At 60.6% G+C, this 16,076-nt stretch carries 18 protein-coding genes; 8 read left to right on the top strand and 10 right to left on the bottom strand.

Going from position 1 to position 16,076, the window contains the following annotated elements; translation table 11 throughout:
* Positions 1 to 23 precede the first annotated feature (23 nt).
* The 3 genes from hisC to AC1DF8_RS07565 are packed head-to-tail and all read left to right on the top strand — an operon-like array spanning position 24 to position 2,466.
* Positions 24 to 1,121, top strand: a complete 1,098-nt coding sequence (gene hisC / locus AC1DF8_RS07575; protein ID WP_183881270.1) for a histidinol-phosphate transaminase — start codon at positions 24 to 26, stop codon at positions 1,119 to 1,121.
* Positions 1,100 to 2,044, top strand: a complete 945-nt coding sequence (locus AC1DF8_RS07570; RefSeq protein ID WP_478153145.1) for a prephenate/arogenate dehydrogenase family protein — start codon at positions 1,100 to 1,102, stop codon at positions 2,042 to 2,044. The genes hisC and AC1DF8_RS07570 overlap by 22 nt, the downstream gene beginning before the upstream one ends.
* Before the next feature lie 2 nt (positions 2,045 to 2,046).
* Positions 2,047 to 2,466 (top strand): GNAT family N-acetyltransferase, encoded by a 420-nt coding sequence (locus AC1DF8_RS07565; protein ID WP_113144853.1) that lies wholly within the window; start codon positions 2,047 to 2,049, stop codon positions 2,464 to 2,466.
* On the opposite strand, the gene AC1DF8_RS07560 is transcribed toward AC1DF8_RS07565, so the two are convergent.
* A complete protein-coding gene (locus tag AC1DF8_RS07560; protein WP_477995566.1) occupies positions 2,463 to 3,479 on the bottom strand; it encodes a DUF2125 domain-containing protein in 1,017 nt (338 codons plus the stop codon). The genes AC1DF8_RS07565 and AC1DF8_RS07560 overlap by 4 nt on opposite strands.
* A gap of 49 nt (positions 3,480 to 3,528) precedes the next feature.
* Here AC1DF8_RS07560 and AC1DF8_RS07555 point away from each other — a divergent pair, with 49 nt between their 5' ends.
* Positions 3,529 to 4,062, top strand: coding sequence for a gamma-glutamylcyclotransferase (locus AC1DF8_RS07555; protein WP_112545540.1), 534 nt, complete (start codon positions 3,529 to 3,531; stop codon positions 4,060 to 4,062).
* Here AC1DF8_RS07555 and AC1DF8_RS07550 read toward each other — a convergent pair.
* From AC1DF8_RS07550 to AC1DF8_RS07530, 5 genes are all read right to left on the bottom strand, one after another.
* Entirely contained in the window at positions 4,059 to 4,856 is a 798-nt protein-coding gene (locus AC1DF8_RS07550) for a lysophospholipid acyltransferase family protein (RefSeq protein ID WP_112545539.1), read from the bottom strand. The genes AC1DF8_RS07555 and AC1DF8_RS07550 overlap by 4 nt on opposite strands.
* Positions 4,857 to 4,944: 88 nt before the next feature.
* Positions 4,945 to 5,658 carry a YdcF family protein gene (locus AC1DF8_RS07545; RefSeq protein ID WP_112545538.1) on the bottom strand — a complete coding sequence of 238 codons (714 nt, stop codon included), beginning with the start codon at positions 5,656 to 5,658 and terminating at the stop codon, positions 4,945 to 4,947.
* 66 nt (positions 5,659 to 5,724) lie between these two features.
* On the bottom strand, positions 5,725 to 6,747 hold the full coding sequence (locus AC1DF8_RS07540; protein ID WP_477995563.1) for a cell division protein FtsX: 1,023 nt from the start codon (positions 6,745 to 6,747) through the stop codon (positions 5,725 to 5,727).
* Positions 6,740 to 7,399, bottom strand: a complete 660-nt coding sequence (gene ftsE / locus AC1DF8_RS07535) for a cell division ATP-binding protein FtsE (RefSeq protein ID WP_007825071.1) — start codon at positions 7,397 to 7,399, stop codon at positions 6,740 to 6,742. Before ftsE ends, AC1DF8_RS07540 begins: the two co-directional genes overlap by 8 nt.
* Before the next feature lie 53 nt (positions 7,400 to 7,452).
* Positions 7,453 to 7,788 carry a hypothetical protein gene (locus AC1DF8_RS07530; RefSeq protein ID WP_477995561.1) on the bottom strand — a complete coding sequence of 112 codons (336 nt, stop codon included), beginning with the start codon at positions 7,786 to 7,788 and terminating at the stop codon, positions 7,453 to 7,455.
* 39 nt (positions 7,789 to 7,827) lie between these two features.
* Here AC1DF8_RS07530 and AC1DF8_RS07525 point away from each other — a divergent pair, with 39 nt between their 5' ends.
* The 3 genes from AC1DF8_RS07525 (at position 7,828) to AC1DF8_RS07515 (ending at position 9,396) form a co-directional block, all read left to right on the top strand.
* Complete coding sequence (locus AC1DF8_RS07525; RefSeq protein WP_477995560.1) at positions 7,828 to 8,265, top strand: hypothetical protein; 438 nt, start codon at positions 7,828 to 7,830, stop codon at positions 8,263 to 8,265.
* Positions 8,266 to 8,374: 109 nt separating this feature from the next.
* On the top strand, positions 8,375 to 8,917 hold the full coding sequence (gene hpt, locus AC1DF8_RS07520) for a hypoxanthine phosphoribosyltransferase (protein WP_112545535.1): 543 nt from the start codon (positions 8,375 to 8,377) through the stop codon (positions 8,915 to 8,917).
* Positions 8,918 to 9,036: 119 nt separating this feature from the next.
* Positions 9,037 to 9,396, top strand: a complete 360-nt coding sequence (locus tag AC1DF8_RS07515) for a response regulator (RefSeq protein WP_112545534.1) — start codon at positions 9,037 to 9,039, stop codon at positions 9,394 to 9,396.
* A gap of 57 nt (positions 9,397 to 9,453) precedes the next feature.
* On the opposite strand, the gene AC1DF8_RS07510 is transcribed toward AC1DF8_RS07515, so the two are convergent.
* The 4 genes from AC1DF8_RS07510 to argH form a co-directional block, all read right to left on the bottom strand.
* Positions 9,454 to 12,090: a TIGR02302 family protein gene (locus AC1DF8_RS07510; RefSeq protein ID WP_477995558.1), complete on the bottom strand. Its 2,637-nt coding sequence runs from the start codon at positions 12,088 to 12,090 to the stop codon at positions 9,454 to 9,456.
* Positions 12,091 to 12,258: 168 nt separating this feature from the next.
* Complete coding sequence (lysA, locus tag AC1DF8_RS07505; RefSeq protein WP_477995556.1) at positions 12,259 to 13,527, bottom strand: diaminopimelate decarboxylase; 1,269 nt, start codon at positions 13,525 to 13,527, stop codon at positions 12,259 to 12,261.
* A gap of 12 nt (positions 13,528 to 13,539) precedes the next feature.
* Entirely contained in the window at positions 13,540 to 13,734 is a 195-nt protein-coding gene (gene lptM, locus AC1DF8_RS07500; RefSeq protein WP_112545531.1) for an LPS translocon maturation chaperone LptM, read from the bottom strand.
* Between the two features lie 145 nt (positions 13,735 to 13,879).
* Positions 13,880 to 15,283: an argininosuccinate lyase gene (gene argH / locus AC1DF8_RS07495; RefSeq protein ID WP_477995554.1), complete on the bottom strand. Its 1,404-nt coding sequence runs from the start codon at positions 15,281 to 15,283 to the stop codon at positions 13,880 to 13,882.
* A gap of 26 nt (positions 15,284 to 15,309) precedes the next feature.
* On the opposite strand from argH, the gene tlpA reads away from it, so the two are divergent.
* Positions 15,310 to 15,972 carry a thiol:disulfide interchange protein TlpA gene (tlpA, locus tag AC1DF8_RS07490; protein ID WP_112545701.1) on the top strand — a complete coding sequence of 221 codons (663 nt, stop codon included), beginning with the start codon at positions 15,310 to 15,312 and terminating at the stop codon, positions 15,970 to 15,972.
* Positions 15,973 to 16,076: the final 104 nt, after the last annotated feature.

Below are 16,076 nucleotides of genomic sequence, written 5' to 3'. Positions count from 1 at the left end.
AAGGTCGATCCATGAGCATTGAGATGAGCAAACCCGTTCCGCGTCCCGGTATTCTTGATATCGCTGCCTACGTGCCGGGCAAGGAGCATGCGCCGGGTGTCGCCCGCGTCTACAAGCTCTCCTCCAACGAGACGCCGCTCGGCGCGAGCCCCAAGGCAATCGAGGCATTCAAGGCAGCCGCAGGCAATCTCGAGCGTTATCCGGATGGACAGGCTCGTGAGTTGCGCGAGGCGATCGCTTCAGTGCATGGCCTCAACCCGGCAAATATTCTGTGCGGCAACGGCTCCGATGAGCTGCTTGCGCTGCTCTGCCATGTCTATCTCGGCTCCGGCGACGAGAGCATCGTCACCGAACACGGTTTCCTCATCTACAAGATCCAGACCATGGCGGCGGGAGCGACGCCTGTCGTGGTCAAGGAAAAGGATCATACGGTCGATGTCGACGCGATCCTTGCGGCGGTGACTGAGAGGACGAAGATCGTCTTCATCGCCAATCCCGGCAATCCGACCGGAACCTATGTCCCGGTCAGCGAAATCCGCCGCCTGCAGGCTGGGCTGCCGCAGCATGTCATGCTCGTGCTCGATGCGGCCTATGCGGAATATGTCCGTCGCAACGATTACGAATCCGGTATCGAGGTCGTTTCCTCGAATGCCAATGTCGTGATGACCCGCACGTTCTCGAAGGCTTATGGCCTTGCTTCCTTGCGTATCGGCTGGATGTACGCGCCGGCGGCGATCGTCGATGCACTGGACCGCGTGCGCGGGCCGTTCAACATGAATGCGCCGGCCATTGCTGCAGGGGCCGCGGCGATCCGCGACCAGGCTTTCATTCAGGAGGCCGTGTCCTTCAACCGGATGTGGATCGAGAAGCTGACGGATGCATTTCAGGCGCTCGGCCTCAAGGTTACGCCCTCGGTGACCAATTTCGTTCTCATCCATTTTCCCGATGTGGATGGAAGGCGCGCAGCGGATGCCGATGAATTCCTGACCAGCCGCGGTTATATTCTGCGTGCGGTGCGCGGCTATGGCTTCGCTAATGCGCTGCGCATGAGCGTCGGTCCGGAAGAGGCCAATCGCGGCGTCATCGAAGCACTTGGCGAATTCATGGGACGCAAGGCATGACTGTGCAGTTTGATCGCATCACCCTCATCGGCATCGGCCTGATCGGCTCCTCACTCGCCCATGACATCAAGCGTCTGGGATTGGCCAAGGAAGTGGTCGTCGCCACGCGCAGTGCCGAGACGCTGAAGCGCGCCGAGGAGCTTGGTCTTGGAAACCGCTATACGACCTCCTCGGCAGACGCGGTCAAGGATGCCGATCTCGTCATCGTTTCGGTGCCGGTCGGTGCCTCCGAAAGTGTGGCGAAGGAAATTGCCGGCACGCTGAAGCGCGGCGCCATCGTCACAGATGTCGGCTCGACCAAGGCGTCTGTTATCGCGCAGATGCAGCCGCATATGCCTGACCACGTGCATTTCATTGCTGGTCATCCGATTGCCGGTACGGAAAAGTCTGGTCCGGATGCCGGATTTCCGGGCCTTTTCGACGGGCGCTGGTGCATCCTGACGCCACTCGAAGGAACTGATCCGACAGCGCTGAAGACGCTACGCAATTTCTGGGAAACACTTGGCTCCCGAGTAGACGAAATGGACGCCCAGCATCACGACAAGGTGCTCGCCATCGTCTCGCATCTCCCGCATCTCATAGCTTACAATATCGTTGGCACGGCCGACGATCTGGAGACGGTGACGGAATCGGAAGTCATCAAATATTCCGCCTCCGGATTTCGCGATTTTACCCGACTTGCTGCATCCGACCCGACGATGTGGCGCGATGTCTGCCTGCATAATCGCGACGCGATCCTGGAAATGCTGGCGCGATTCTCGGAAGACCTCGCCTATCTGCAGCGGGCAATCCGCTGGGGTGAGGGCGACAAGATTTTCGAATTGTTTACTCGCACCCGCGCCATCCGCCGCTCGATCGTCCAGGCAGGCCAGGATGTGGATGCGCCGGACTTCGGCCGCCCGCACCCGCTGGAAAAGAAATAGTCATGGTGGAGATCGCCAAGGCTGGCCAGTCGGACAAGGAATGGCTGCTACGCGAGGATCATCGCGTTGGCGAAACCTGGGTTTCGCGTTGCATCGACCTCGGCGAATATCTGATTGCCCGCGAAGAGGGCGAGATCGTCGGCTTCCTGCGCTTCTCCCGCTTCTGGGGCAGGATCCCCTATATGGAGATGATCCGCGTTCTGGATGGCCATCGCCGGTCCGGCGTCGGCACGGCGCTGTTTCTCATCTGGGAAAAGGAAATGCGTGATAGTGGTGCTCGCCTTTTGATGACCTCGAGCGAGTGCGATGAAAGCCGTCCGCAGGATTGGCATCGTCGCAACGGCTTTTCTGAAACCGGGTCGATCGAACTGCCCGGCATTCAACTGGTGCCCGAGGTCTTCTTTCTCAAGAAGCTCGATTAAACCGGTGGGATCTTGCCGAGAGGGATAAAGCCGCTCACCGTCGCATTTCCGTGATCGACGACGAGATCGACCGACACCTTGTCGCCTCCACCGGCAAGCGCCTTCAGCAGCTTGGTTGCGGTATCGACCGTCGAGGCGATATCGGGGAAGGCCTCTTTGATGGTCTTACCCCAGGGACCGAGCTGTTCGATCTCCAGCTTGAACTTGCCGGACAGGAAGCCGTTCTCGTCGAAGGTGAACGGGCCGGAGACGGTCATCACCTTGCCATCGCCGATGTCGGCGACGATGCGGCGGAGTTGGCCCTGAGAGCCGTGGATGCCTTGTTCGTCAGTGCCGTCGATCATGCCGGCCTTGCCAATCAGCGTCAGGTCGGCGCTGGCGGAGAATTTCGGGAAGATCTGCGGCCAGTCCTTGAGGATCGCATTGGCGTTTTCGACCGAGATCGCGCCGTCAAGATCCGCTCCGTTCTGCCGCAGGTGGATTTCGGTGCGGGCGGCATCGAAATTGACGGTCTGTCCGGTAAAGGACGAGATGGTGACGGCCTTCAGCCCGTTGATGACGGTCGAGGTGCGGTCGATGCCCTGCGCCTTGGTGACGAGGCTCGATTGCAGATTGTCCCATTGGGCATTGATGGTCAGGCCCTGCGCGGTGCGGATTTCAGCCGGCGAGTCGAGTTCCCAGACGATATGGCCGGGGGCATAGACCTGGGCAGCAGAACGAAGCGCGCCGAAGGTGGCCGAGATGCCGTTGACGTTGTCGTCCACATCCACCTTGGAGCAGAAAAGTCCGATGCGGAAGGGAAAGCCGCGGAATTCGATATCGGAGCACTCGCCGCTGACGCCCGTGTCTGCGCGGGGAGCAATCGCGCTCAGCACTGTCTGTTTCAGCGCAGAGGCTGCATAGAACCAGCCGCCCGTATAGAGAGCGATCACCAGAAGGATAGCGCCGCCCAGGAACCAGAATTTCTTACCGCTGTTATATTGGCCGCTGCCGGATTGGCTTGACGCTGCCATGATGTTCTCCAATGGTGAGAGCGAAATCTGATTTGATCTGGCGTGCGATATGGACGAATTTTGGGTATTTGGCTACGGCTCGTTGATGTGGAATCCGGGCTTCGAATTCGTCGAGCGATCGCAAGCCCTGGTTTACGGCTATCGGCGCTCTCTTTGCGTCCGCTCCTTCGTACATCGCGGCAGCCGGGAAACCCCCGGTCTCGTTCTCGGCCTCGATAGAGGCGGCGCCTGCCGCGGCATGGCTTTTCGCGTGGCGCCGGATAAGTGGGATGAAGTGATCGACTACCTGCGCGCCCGCGAACTCGTCACCAATGTCTATCTCGAACGGCATCTGCCGCTGCAGCTTCCGGACGGCCGTAGCGCGCGCGCTGTCGCCTATGTGGTCGATCGCGCCCACGAGCAATATGCCGGCGCACTCGACGCATTCGCTGCGGCACGTGTCGTCAACGTCTCGGTTGGCCAGTCAGGGCCGAACGATGCCTATGTCTTCAACACGCTCGCGCATCTCAAGGAGATGGGCATTCGCGACCAGTGGCTGGAGCAGGTGGCAGAGGAAGTCACACGGCTGCGGGCTGCAGCTTAAGCCGTGACCGCTTTTGCCTTGCGCAACTCGGCCAGCCGTTCTGCCGCTGTCGGCGGCAACGGCACATGCGGGTTGCGTTCGACCGTGTCGATCAGGAGCTGATCGCTGGCGCTTTCCGTCACGTCGATCAGATGGGCGAAGAAAGCGTCAGGATCCATGCCGGGCATGATGGGCGGCAGGATCTGTACCTTGAAGTGACCGGGATAGCGCATGGTGCTGCGGCGCGGCCAGAACAGACCAGGATGCATCACGATGGGTACGACCGGCAGCTGCAGGTCGCGGTACATGCGGGCGATGCCGTATTTGTACAGCGGCTCGGCACCTGGCGGGCGGCGTGTTCCCTCGGGGTAGATGATGAGCTGGCGGCCGGTGGCAAGCTCTTCCTTGGTGCGTTTCAGAACCTCGACCATCACCTTGCCGCGGGCGCCGCGGTCGACCGGGATCATTCGCTGCTTCTTGGCGTACCAGCCGAAGAGCGGGATCCACATGAGTTCGCGCTTGAGGATGTAGACCGGATCGTCGAGGTTGGGCAGCAGCGCATATGTATCCCAGAAGGACTGATGCTTCGGCGAAATGATGTAGCTGCCATGAGGCAGGTTCTCGATGCCCTCGATCTCGAAGGTCGTTCCCACGATCACCCGCATCAGCCAGTGGTTCGAGCGCGCCCAGTTCTTGGGAACGCTGTAGGCGAGCTTGCGCGGAATGATGAAGTAGATCGGGGAGAGCACGATCATCCGCAGGATGAGGTTTGCATAGAAGATCGTGTTGAACAGAACGGAACGCAGGGCGATCATGAAACTTTCCCGAGGCACGGTCACGGGACCGGCCTACACGATATTGCCCGTCGGAAAAAGCGTCTGATTGCCTGAGCGCGCAAAAGTCTCAGCTTTGGCCCGCCAGGCTGGCGGAACGCAGGCCCGTATGGCGCAGGCCGACAATGTTGCGTGCACCGGCCAACAGTACCTTGGCGTATTCGGCCAGCATGACGCGCAAGGCGTTCGGATCAGTGAACCAATCGCGTGTCTTCAGATCGGAATTGACGACAGGATAGGCGATGAATTGGGTGTCGGGATCGACATAGGCGAGTTCGGCGAGGCTGCGCGGCATGTGGTAGTTGTTGGTGACGACGAGGATGCTCTTATAGCCCCTGGCATGAATCCAGTTCGACGCCTCCTCAGCATTGCCGATCGTATCGAGCGCGTCGTAGCCTATGTCGACACAGCAGGAAAAGAGATCGGCAGAGCCTTGGGTCATCCTGCGGATCTGCGCTGGCGTGGTGGAGGGATGCGCGCCCGAGATCAGCAACCGCTTGCCTGCACCTTTCTGCAGGAGCTCGACGGCTTGATCGATACGCTGGTAGCCCCCGGTCAGCACGATGATCGCGTCCGCCCGCGGCTCGGCGGGAGGCTTCAGGGTCGTCACCGAATCGGCAAAACGCAAAAAACCGCCGAAGATCAGCGCAGCAATCAACACGCAGGAAAAGCCCGTCCAACGCAAGACGCGACGGATCGGGCTACGCCGCGCCGAGACGCTCTCGGGGCGTTCAATCTCCGGGTCCGGGCGAATCGGATTGCGTGTCGTATGGCCCATCGTCATGAGTCGTGATTATACGCTGATTGCGGCGCAGAACAGACGCTTTCATGGCAAATCGGCATGCTGCGACTAATTCACGATGCCGTCCGCGCGCGTCGGATCGGAACGCAATGTATCGATTTCATAGATCGTGCGCATGACAGTGAGCCGCGCCGTCAACGTCGTGAGCAACGCAATCACGATCATCGTTGCCAAGATGCCGAGATAGCCGAGGGCACCGACCGAAAAAGTGCCGAAGAGGGCCGTTGCCTGATCGGTCTCTGGCGTGGCGATCGTCTTGCTCTGCAAGAAGCCGGCGCCGGCAAAAAAGAGCGCGGCCAGCGCACTGCCGATTGCTGAACCCTTGAGGCTGATTTTCAGGAAATGCTTCTGGAATTCCGTCGCGACGAACGAGCTCTCGGCACCGACGAAATGCAGGACTTCGACGATGTGGCGATTGCCGGAAAGTACGCCGCGCGTGGCAAAGACCACCGTCAGTACCATGGCGGCGAAAACGAGTAGCAGAATGCCGGTGCCGATCATGACCGTCGTGCGGGCCATGGCAACCAGCCGGTCGACCCAGGTACGGTGGTCATCAAGGAAGGCTTGCGGAATACTTTCCTTCAGAAGGTCGCGCATCGCCGCAAAGTCGGGTGGATGGCTCTCGTCGATGGTGATGATCACCAGACGCGGCACGGGAAGTTCCTTGATGTCCAGACCGCTGCCGAGCCACGGCTCCAGAAGGCGAGCAGTGGCGGCTTCATCGACGATTTGACCGCTCTTCGTGCCAACGAAGGTGAGCGCGATATCGCGGGCCTGAACGAGGGCCTTTTCCATGTCCAAGCTATCGTCGGGCTTGATCTGGATGGTGACTTCGCGGGAGATCTGGCTTTCCCAGCTTGCTGCAGTCGAACGGACCATGCTGACGCCACCGAGTGTCAGGCAGGCAAGGAATGCCATGATGGCGATGACAACCGTCAGTGCATTGCCCTGGATGTTCGATGGCGGCAGGATCGGTGCCGTGGGGCGCACGCGCATCTCCGGCCGCTTGGGCTGCTGGGCAGGGGCAGCGGCGGGCGCCTTTGCGCGGGTCCTGGTGGGCGGTTTAGTCATAAATATCGAGATGCCCTTCCGAGAGGATCATGCGGCGGGCTTCCACCTGGTCCATCAGCGAGAGATCGTGAGTGGCAATCACCACCGCGGTGCCCAGGCGATTGAGCTCCATGAAGAGGTTCAGCAGGCGCTTGGCCATCGGCGGATCGACATTGCCGGTCGGTTCGTCGGCAAGCAGCACTTCCGGCCGGTCCATCAGTGCGCGGGCGATTGCTGCGCGCTGCTTCTCACCGCCCGAGAGCACTGGTGGCAACACGTTGATGCGTTCGCCGAGGCCGACCCATTTCAAAAGTTCCAGCACATCGGTCTTGTAGGTGCTCTCATCCTTGCCACGCACGCGAAGCGGCAGGGCCACATTCTCATAGGTCGTCAGATGGTCGAGAAGGCGGAAATCCTGAAAGACGATGCCGACCCGGCGGCGCAGCAGCGGCAGCTCGGGCCGCGGGATCTCGGATATGTCGCGTCCGAACATGCGGATGAGGCCGCGGGTCGGCTGCAGCGACATGAAGAGCAGGCGCAGGAGCGTGGTCTTGCCGGCGCCGGACGGGCCAGTCAGAAATTGGAAGGACTTTTTCGGGATGTCAAAAGTCAGGTCCCGGAGGATTTCCGGGCCCATACCATATCGCAAACCGACATTCTCGAAGTGGATCAACGGGGCAGCTCAGTCTTTCGTGGTTTCACCGCATGACTTGTTAACCAACACCGTTAACAGCGGGTAAATTTTGCCGGAAAGACGCCCGTTTGATGGCGATCTTTGCGAAGCATTAACCATTGAAATTTACGACTGGGCTGGATTCGTTTCAATGCCAAGATTGTCTTGGGCAGCGAAACCATGTGGACATCCGAGAGGTCGCCACCATGGAAGCATCCTACTTCAGAAGACAGGCCGCCGGCCAGACCTATGATTTTCTGCCGCCGGATCCGGTTATTCGCCAGCCTCGGCGCATGCCGCGCAGAGATGACGTTGCCGATGCCGAGTTCGTTGTTGTCGGCAAAGCACGGCAGCAGGGTGGGTCCGGCAATGCCCGCGATACGACCCACAATCCCCGTCGCAGCGTCCCGCCCAGGGACCAAGCTCCAATGCCGCTTGCTACCGTCACCGCGATCGTGCGCAACATTGAGGTCTGGCTACAACAGGCGTCGCTGCAGGGCTTTGCTGCACTGGTCGCCTCGCTCTTCGTGCTGGTGTTCGGACTTGCCGGTGGATTTTCGTTTCTTTCGGAAAGTGGAGGGCCGCCGGCTGCTGCGCTTCACTTCTCGCATGTGACGATTACCCCACGCGACGCCAATGGCATGCGCATCCTGCTGATCAATGGCATCATCGAGAACGACAGCGGCGTGACGCAGCAGGTCAAGCCGATCCGCGCCGATCTCGTCGCCGACGACAGATTGACCGCCAGTATCGTCATCGAGCCACCGGCCGATGCCATTTATGCAGGTCAGAGCCGTGGCTTTTCAGCCCGTGTGCAGCATGTCGGCGGCAAGGTGCCGGATCTGCGGCTTTCCTTCATGCCCTGAGCGCCAAGGGCGTTTTTGGGTTGATCGACGGGAAAACCTGCTTCTGCGGGGTGTTTCGCCGGGATTAATGTGCTAACGGCTTACCCTTCATTTTACGGAGCAAGCCTTTATGCCTGTCGTGCGCGGAAAAAACATCGAACCGCTCTTCACTGCCGAGCAGATCGCCGAGCGCAATCATTCCCTGGCGCAGGATATCGCAGCCGGTCCGACCAAGGACCTGCTGGTCATCGCCGTGCTCAAGGGTTCCTTCATTTTTGCGGCCGATCTGCTGCGCGCCCTCCATGATACCGGCCTTGCTCCCGAGGTCGAATTCATCACGCTTTCGAGCTATGGCGCGGGCACGGTTTCGCAGGGCGTGCGTATCGTCAAGGATATCGACAGCGACGTGAAGGACCGCGATGTCCTGCTGATCGACGACATTCTTGAATCCGGCCGTACGCTGCGGTTTGCCAAAGAGCTGCTCTATGAGCGCGGTGCGCGCAACGTGACGATCGCCGTGCTGCTCGACAAGCGCGTGAAGCGCAAGGAAGAACTGGAAGCGGACTATGTCGGCTTCGAATGCCCCGACTATTTCGTGGTCGGCTACGGCATGGATGTCGCCTATGCCTTCCGCGAGCTGCCCTTCGTCGGCGTGGTTACCGGTGACGCATAAGCCGTCCTGCTTCAAGACGGCTTGTTAACCATTCCGTCGATCGGCCTGACATGTTTACCGATCGAAAAGGAACCGCATGCGATCTCCGTCGCGGGGCATGACGACGGAGCAATGCACAGATGGCAAAAATTCTGATCACGGAAGACGAGGATTCCCTTCGTACTTTCGTAGCCCGGGCACTACGCCTTGACGGTCATGAGACCGATGAAGCCGCCGATGGGGCGGAAGGGCTGGAAAAGCTGAAGGGCGGCAGCTACGACCTGCTGCTTTCCGATATCCGGATGCCGGTCATGGACGGCATCGAACTGGCTCATCAGGCGAAGGATGCCTTTCCGGCGCTGAAAATCCTGCTGATGACGGGTTATGCCGAACAGCGCGAACGCGCTGACGACCTGGCTGAGAAAATTATCGATGTCGTGCCGAAACCGTTCGCCTTGCCTGACATCCGCAAGGCCGTGGCGCGCGCCCTGGTCGCATAACATATTGCGGCGCGGCGTGCCCAAAAGGCACGCCAACTACCCTCACTCCTCTCAGCATCACTGAATATCCAGCAGCCGCTCGAGATATTGACGCTCGATCGCCTGGGTCGGATTGTTCCCGAGCTTTTCGCGGATGGCGTCGAGAATCYCCCGGGCGCGCTGGACGTCGATCTCGTCGGGTATCTTCACATCGTTGTTCATATCGGGGCCGAGATCGGTCTGGCGCGGGCGCCCGAGCGGATCGCGGCCGTTCTGGTTGCCCTGGCCGAGTTGGCCGTTGGGCCCCTGTTGTCCTTGCTGACCCTGCTGTGCCTGCATCATCTGGCTCATCATGTCGCGCGCGCCCTGCCGCAGGGCTTCTAGAGCCCGTCCCTGGCCTTCCACAGCGCTGCTGCCGTTGCCCTGGCCGAGGTCGCGGCCGGCGCCTTCCATTTCCCGCTGCGCCTGACCGAAGCCTTCGCCAGGCTTCATACCCATATCGCTGAGGCTCTTCTGCAGTTCCTGCAACTGCTTGCCGAGCGCATCCTGCTGGGAGCGCAACTGCTTCAATGCTTCACGCAGTTGCTCGGCCGTCATCTGGTCACCGGGCTGCTGACCTTGCTGCTGCTCCTGCTGGCCCTGCTGCTGTTGCTGCTGGCCTTCCTCGCCCGGCATCATGTCGTCCATGTTGGGGTCACCGCGCTGCATGCGGTCGCGAAGCTGCTGGTCGAGACGGAAGGTCTCGTCCATCAGCTTCTGCTGGTCGCGCAAGATCTTGCCGAGCTTGTCCATCTGCTGCGTCAGTTGGCTGTTTTCCTGCTGCTGGCCGCGTTGCGGGCGGGCTGTCTGCAGATTGTTCATCAGCCGCTGCAGTTCTGACAGCATCTGCTGGGCGGCATCACGATTGCCGGAGCGCGCCAGGTTTTCGATCTGGTCCATCATGCGCTGCAGATCCTGCTGGCGGAGGAAATTCTGGGCATTCTGGTTCGGCTGCATCGGCATGTTCTGCAGGCGCTGGGCGAGCTCGTTCATGTAGTCCTGCATCGCCTTGCGCAGTTCATCCATCAGCTTCTTGATTTCGGCATCAGGAGCATTGCGGTTCAGCGCATCGGCAAGGTTCTGCTGGGCGTCGCGCAACCGCCGTTCGGCCAGCGAAAGATCCCCTTCCTCGATACCGAGGGCGATGTCCCAGAGATATTGGGCGGTATCCTTGAGCTGCTCATCACCTTTGGCGATTTTCATGCGGGTCAACGCGGACTCTATCAGCAGGAAATGGGTGGTGTTCGGGATCGTCTCCTCGGGCCGGATCGTCAGGGCTTCGTTGAGCGCGATTGCTTCCTTCATCTTGCGAGTATCGAGAGCAAACGTCTGGCGCTCTTCGGCGACGGCTGCAGCCAGCGGCTCGCTGAAGGGTCGCGACGGCATGATCATCTCATAGGGCGGGCTGCGGCCCGTCTGTCCGGCGGCATCCTTGGCGGCGAGCGTGATGCGCACGCGTTTGCCGGCCAGCGGATGCTCGGTCAGGTTCTTGCTCGTCAGGCCCTTGCCGTCACGCGCATTGCGGCGAGGAATGTCCAGCCGGAATTCCGGCAGCGGATAGAGCGGGGTCGCGGCCGGATCGGATTCGACCGGCACGATCTCGGCATGAGCTTCTTGCACGCCGTAATCGTCCTTCACCGTAAAGCCGATCTCCAGAGCACCATTGACGGCGCGGCGCGGCATGCCGTCGAAGGCGATTTCCGGGGCCTTGTCGGGCAGCACGTCGAAATTCCAGGTGCGGCCGTTCGCCTGCAGCGCGCCGTTCTCCTCGAGCTTCATGATGTGCGTCTGCGCGATCAGTTGAGGTGCGACCGGCGCGCCGCCCGAGGGCTGTTCGGTATTGGGATTTGCGGCCGGTTGCGGCCGGGTGTCTTCCTGAACAGCAATTTCGTGGCTTTCGCCATTGGCCTTCCTGAACAGCACCTTCTCGTCCGATTGACCGCCGCTGACGCGCACCGTCAGGCTGGAAAACTGCGGAACGCCGATCGGTGTCTGTTCACTGCCATCGGCCGTCAGATAGATCGGCGCGCGGCCGGTATACGAAGGTGGGGTCACCCAGGCGTCGATACGCACGGCCGGATTGCTCGTAACCTGCGCGGGCGCAGGCTCAAATGCATCGGCGACGGAGCCGCCGTTGATGGACAGCGAATAACCGAAAGCGGTAACGACAAGCAGTGCCGGAATGGCGCGCAGTGCGAAGCGGTCGTGCCGCGCGATATCGGGTCGCGGCAGACCGGCGTCCAATGTCGCGATCTTCCGCGCCATGCGCGTCTGGTGTTCACGCCACAGGGCGCGGGAGAAGGGTGTGTCGAAGGCGGGCTCATCCTCCTGCACCATGACCGGCTGATGCGGCAGGCCATTGCGCTCTTCCAGCATGCGGTCGGCGTCGACAACGCGGGGCCAGCGAAGATTGCGGAACGGCAGGAGGGAAACGAGGAAGCCTGCAGCAAAGACGGTCAGGAAGAGGATGCGCAGCCAGTCCGGTACGATGCGGAAGAAGCCGAACCAGGAGACCGAGAGATAAATCGCCACAACCGAAAGGGCGGGTACCAGCAGCGGAAGAACCTGCTCGGCAAGAAGCACGATCCTGGCGAGGAGACGTTTTGCTGCCACAAGCCGCGCAAGAGAGGGTTGAAGCGCGAATGCGCCTTTCTTCTGCCTTGCGGGGCTTGTCATCAATCCGGTCTCCGCGATCTGGCGTTCAGGGAACAGAGGGCGCTTCCGGCGATTGCTGGGCAATACGCTCACGAAAGAAAAGGATAACACTCTTTGTGGCGAAGGCGAGGGCGAGGGCCCTTCAATACCGGTTTTTCACGTGTGGTCGCCAAAAAGTGATTGCGACCTTTAGTCCAGCCAGGCCGGGACGGAATCGAGACTGATCAGCTCCGAATAGGTGCGGCGGGGGCGAATCACATGGAACTCGTCGCCCTTGACCAGAACTTCAGGCACGAGAAGGCGGCTATTATAGGTGCCCGCCTGGACTGCGCCGTAAGCGCCGGCCGTGCCGATGGCCAGGAGGTCGCCCGGCTTCGGGGTCGCCATTTCGCGGTCAAGCGCGAGGTAATCGCCGGTCTCGCAGACGGGGCCGACAACATCGGCCCGGATGCGCGGCGCGTTGGCAGCCGAAATCACCACTGGACGAACCTCATGATAGGCCTCGTAGAGTGTCGGGCGGATGAGGTCGTTCATCGCGCCGTCAACGACCACGAAGGTCTTTTCGCCGCCGTCCTTCAAATAGATGACCTCGGTGACGAGGATACCGGCATTGCCGACGAGCAGGCGGCCCGGCTCAGTGACGATCTTGCAGTTCAGAGAGCGAAGCTGGTTCTTGACGACAGCGGCATAGGCTTCCGGCGAGGGCGGCGGGTTGTTGTCGTCCTTATAGGGGATGCCGAGACCGCCGCCGATATCGACGTGATGGATATCGTGACCATCGGCGCGCAACGTGTCGACCAGATCGTGCAACAGCTTGAACGCATCGTCGAAGGGCTGCAGCTCAGTGATCTGGCTGCCGATATGCATGTCGATGCCGGTAACCTCGATCCCGGGCAGGCTGGCGGCGCGAGCATAGATCGTGCGGGCGCGCTCCCAGGAGATGCCGAACTTGTTTTCCTTCTTGCCTGTCGAAATCTTCGCATGGGTACGGGCGTCGACATCCGGATTGATGCGGAAGGAAACAGGCGCCTTCTTGCGGGCGCGCACGGCACGCTGGTTGAGAACTTCGAGTTCCGGTTCGGATTCGACATTGAAGCAGTAGATACCGGCTTCGAGTGCGTAGTCCATCTCATTCGGTGTCTTGCCGACGCCGGAGAACATGATGCGGTTGGCGGGAATTCCCGCGGCAAGCGCGCGGCGCAGTTCGCCTTCGGAAACCACGTCGATGCCGGCACCGAGCCGGCCGAGCGTTTTCAGCACGGCCTGGTTAGAATTGGCCTTCATTGCGTAGCAGACCATGGAATCGACATCGCCGAAGGCGTCGGCGAAGACGCGGTAATGGCGCTCGAGCGTTGCAGTCGAATAGACGTAGAAGGGCGTACCGACCGCTTTGGCGATCTCGGGAACGGGAACGTTCTCGGCGTAGAGAATGCCGTCGCGATACTGGAAATGGTTCACTGGAGTCCGGCCTTAGAGAAGGGGATCGAGAATAAAGGGCTTGTCGACGGAGCCTGGCCGTTGCGTCGGTTTGGAAACATCGCCGCCCTTTGTCGCGTTTGCGCTCGGCGGATCGAGGTCACCCTTGCGGCCGCACCCGGCAACGGCGAGGCCGATGACGGCAAAAACCACCGTAAGGCGGATGAAATGCGGCAAGCTGGTCTGCATGGATATCCTCGTATCGGACACTGGGCGGGCACTGACTGGCATCTTCATAGCGAAGTTTGACAGCCTTGTGCACCCCGATTGTTGACGCTTTGTCCAGTGCGTGTTTCCGGGCGGGAGACCGTTCTCCATTTCGCCCGGAAATGCCTTAATTGCGCGCGCGCCAATAGGCGATCTGCTTCCTGACTTCCGAAGGTGCGGTGCCGCCAAAACTCTTGCGACTGGCGACCGAAGCTTCGACCGTCAGCACGTCATAGACCTTGTCGGTAATGGCAGGATTGATCCCCTGCAGATCGGCGAGCGGAAGCTCCGACAGATCGCAGCCCTTGCTTTCGGCAAGGGCCACGGCGCGGCCGGTGACATGGTGGGCGTCGCGGAAGGGAAGACCCGCCTCGCGCACCAGCCAGTCGGCGAGATCGGTTGCAGTCGAATAGCCCGAGCCAGCCGCCGCTTTCATTTTGGTAGTGTTGATCGTCATGTCGCGTACCATGCCAGTCATGGCGGCAATCGCAAGTTCCAGGCTCTCGGCTGCGTCGAAGACCTGTTCCTTGTCTTCCTGCATGTCCTTGGAATAGGCGAGCGGCAGGCCCTTCATGATCGTCAGCAGGGCGATCAGCGAGCCATTGATGCGGCCGGTCTTGGCACGCACCAGCTCGGCCGCATCCGGGTTCTTCTTCTGCGGCATGATCGAGGAGCCGGTCGAGAAGGCGTCGGAGAGACGCACGAAGCCGAATTGCGGCGTCGACCAGATGACGATCTCTTCTGCAAGACGCGACAGATGCACGGCGCAGATTGCGGCAATCGCCAGGAACTCGATGGCAAAATCACGGTCGGAAACGGTGTCGATCGAGTTGCGGGTCGGCTCACGGAAACCGAGAGCCCTTGCCGTCATGTGGCGGTCGATCGCATAGCCGGTGCCGGCGAGCGCTGCCGCACCGATCGGGCTTTCATCGAGATGTTCGATTGCGTGGCGAACACGCGAGCGGTCGCGGCCGAACATTTCCACATAGGCCATGCAATGATGGCCGAAGGTCACCGGCTGGGCTGTCTGCAAATGCGTGAAGCCAGGCATGACGCTGTCTGCATGTTCCTCGGCGCGATCGAGGAAGGCTGCGATCAAATCGGTCAGCATGGCCTCGGTTTTTTGCAGTTCTTCCTTCACCCAGAGGCGAAAGTCGAGCGCTACCTGGTCATTGCGTGAGCGGGCCGTGTGAAGGCGGCCGGCCGCTGGGCCGATCAGGGTCGCAAGCCGGGCCTCGACGTTCATGTGAATGTCTTCAAGCTGGCGGGAAAATTCGAAATTACCGCTTTCGATTTCTGACAGGATCGTGTTTAGCCCGTGAACGATCTTGTCCTTATCGTCGCCGGAAATTATGCCCTGATGGGCGAGCATCGTGGCGTGGGCGATCGATCCGCGGATGTCCTGGGCAAACAGCTTCTTGTCGAAATCGATCGAGGCATTTATCTCCTCCATGATCGCATCGGGGCCGGAGGCAAAACGTCCGCCCCACATCTGGTTGGAGGATTTGGTGTCCGTGTTGTCCTCGGCCATGGAAGATGCCCGTCCTGGAGAATGAAATGACGACGAAAAAACCCTTCGGCCTGCCGTCCGTGAAACTGATCGCAATCGCTGCCGTTGCTGGCATCGTTGCCGGTGCGGCAGCGGTATACGTGAAGGAGACGGGCATTGGCAATGGTATCGGCGATACGGCTTCGGCCGAGTGCCCGCTGACGAAGGAGCGCAGTGCCAACCTGAGCTCCCTCATGAAAGGCCAGGTTGCCGCCATGGTCGCCGCCAACCAGCCGAAGAAACTTCAGACAGTCGCGTTCAACGGCCCTGACGGCAAGCCGATGACGCTTGATCATTTCGCCGGCAAGACCGTGCTTCTCAATCTCTGGGCCACATGGTGCGTGCCCTGCCGCGAGGAGATGCCGGCACTGAACGCGCTGGAGAAGGATATGGGCAGCGACAAGTTCCAGGTCGTGCCTGTCAATATCGATAGTGGTGACGATGAGAAGCCGAAGGCGTTCCTGAGCGAAATCGGTGTCGATGCGCTGCAGCTTTACCGGGACAATACGATCGGCGTCTTCAATAGCCTGAAAAAGGAAGGACTTGCCTTCGGTCTTCCGGTCACGCTGCTGCTCGACGAAAAGGGTTGCCTGATCTCGGCCATGAACGGTCCGGCCGCATGGGATAGCGACGATGCCAAGGCGCTGATCAAGGGGGCGATCGGGTCGTAAGGACGCGGCTCAGGGGTCACCGGCGCCGCGGATGAGGAATACACCTGCCAGTCCGATCAGGACGCAGCACTGCAGCAGAAACATCGGCAATTCGCTCGACATGT

This window comes from Rhizobium sp. 05N49 (genome assembly GCF_056396805.1).
Note: the sequence above shows the minus strand (reverse complement) of the source record. Positions and strands in the feature narration are given on the sequence as shown.

What these genes read in the sequence shown, in the direction of transcription:
- hisC (WP_183881270.1), top strand. Translation starts at nt 24, where the DNA reads ATGAGCAAACCCGTTCCGCGTCCCGGTATTCTTGATATCGCTGCCTAC.
- AC1DF8_RS07565 (WP_113144853.1), top strand. Translation starts at nt 2,047, where the DNA reads ATGGTGGAGATCGCCAAGGCTGGCCAGTCGGACAAGGAATGGCTGCTA.
- AC1DF8_RS07560 (WP_477995566.1), bottom strand. Translation starts at nt 3,479, where the DNA reads ATGGCAGCGTCAAGCCAATCCGGCAGCGGCCAATATAACAGCGGTAAG.
- AC1DF8_RS07555 (WP_112545540.1), top strand. Translation starts at nt 3,529, where the DNA reads ATGGACGAATTTTGGGTATTTGGCTACGGCTCGTTGATGTGGAATCCG.
- AC1DF8_RS07550 (WP_112545539.1), bottom strand. Translation starts at nt 4,856, where the DNA reads ATGATCGCCCTGCGTTCCGTTCTGTTCAACACGATCTTCTATGCAAAC.
- AC1DF8_RS07545 (WP_112545538.1), bottom strand. Translation starts at nt 5,658, where the DNA reads ATGACGATGGGCCATACGACACGCAATCCGATTCGCCCGGACCCGGAG.
- AC1DF8_RS07540 (WP_477995563.1), bottom strand. Translation starts at nt 6,747, where the DNA reads ATGACTAAACCGCCCACCAGGACCCGCGCAAAGGCGCCCGCCGCTGCC.
- AC1DF8_RS07525 (WP_477995560.1), top strand. Translation starts at nt 7,828, where the DNA reads ATGCCGCTTGCTACCGTCACCGCGATCGTGCGCAACATTGAGGTCTGG.
- hpt (WP_112545535.1), top strand. Translation starts at nt 8,375, where the DNA reads ATGCCTGTCGTGCGCGGAAAAAACATCGAACCGCTCTTCACTGCCGAG.
- AC1DF8_RS07515 (WP_112545534.1), top strand. Translation starts at nt 9,037, where the DNA reads ATGGCAAAAATTCTGATCACGGAAGACGAGGATTCCCTTCGTACTTTC.
- lptM (WP_112545531.1), bottom strand. Translation starts at nt 13,734, where the DNA reads ATGCAGACCAGCTTGCCGCATTTCATCCGCCTTACGGTGGTTTTTGCC.
- argH (WP_477995554.1), bottom strand. Translation starts at nt 15,283, where the DNA reads ATGGCCGAGGACAACACGGACACCAAATCCTCCAACCAGATGTGGGGC.
- tlpA (WP_112545701.1), top strand. Translation starts at nt 15,310, where the DNA reads ATGACGACGAAAAAACCCTTCGGCCTGCCGTCCGTGAAACTGATCGCA.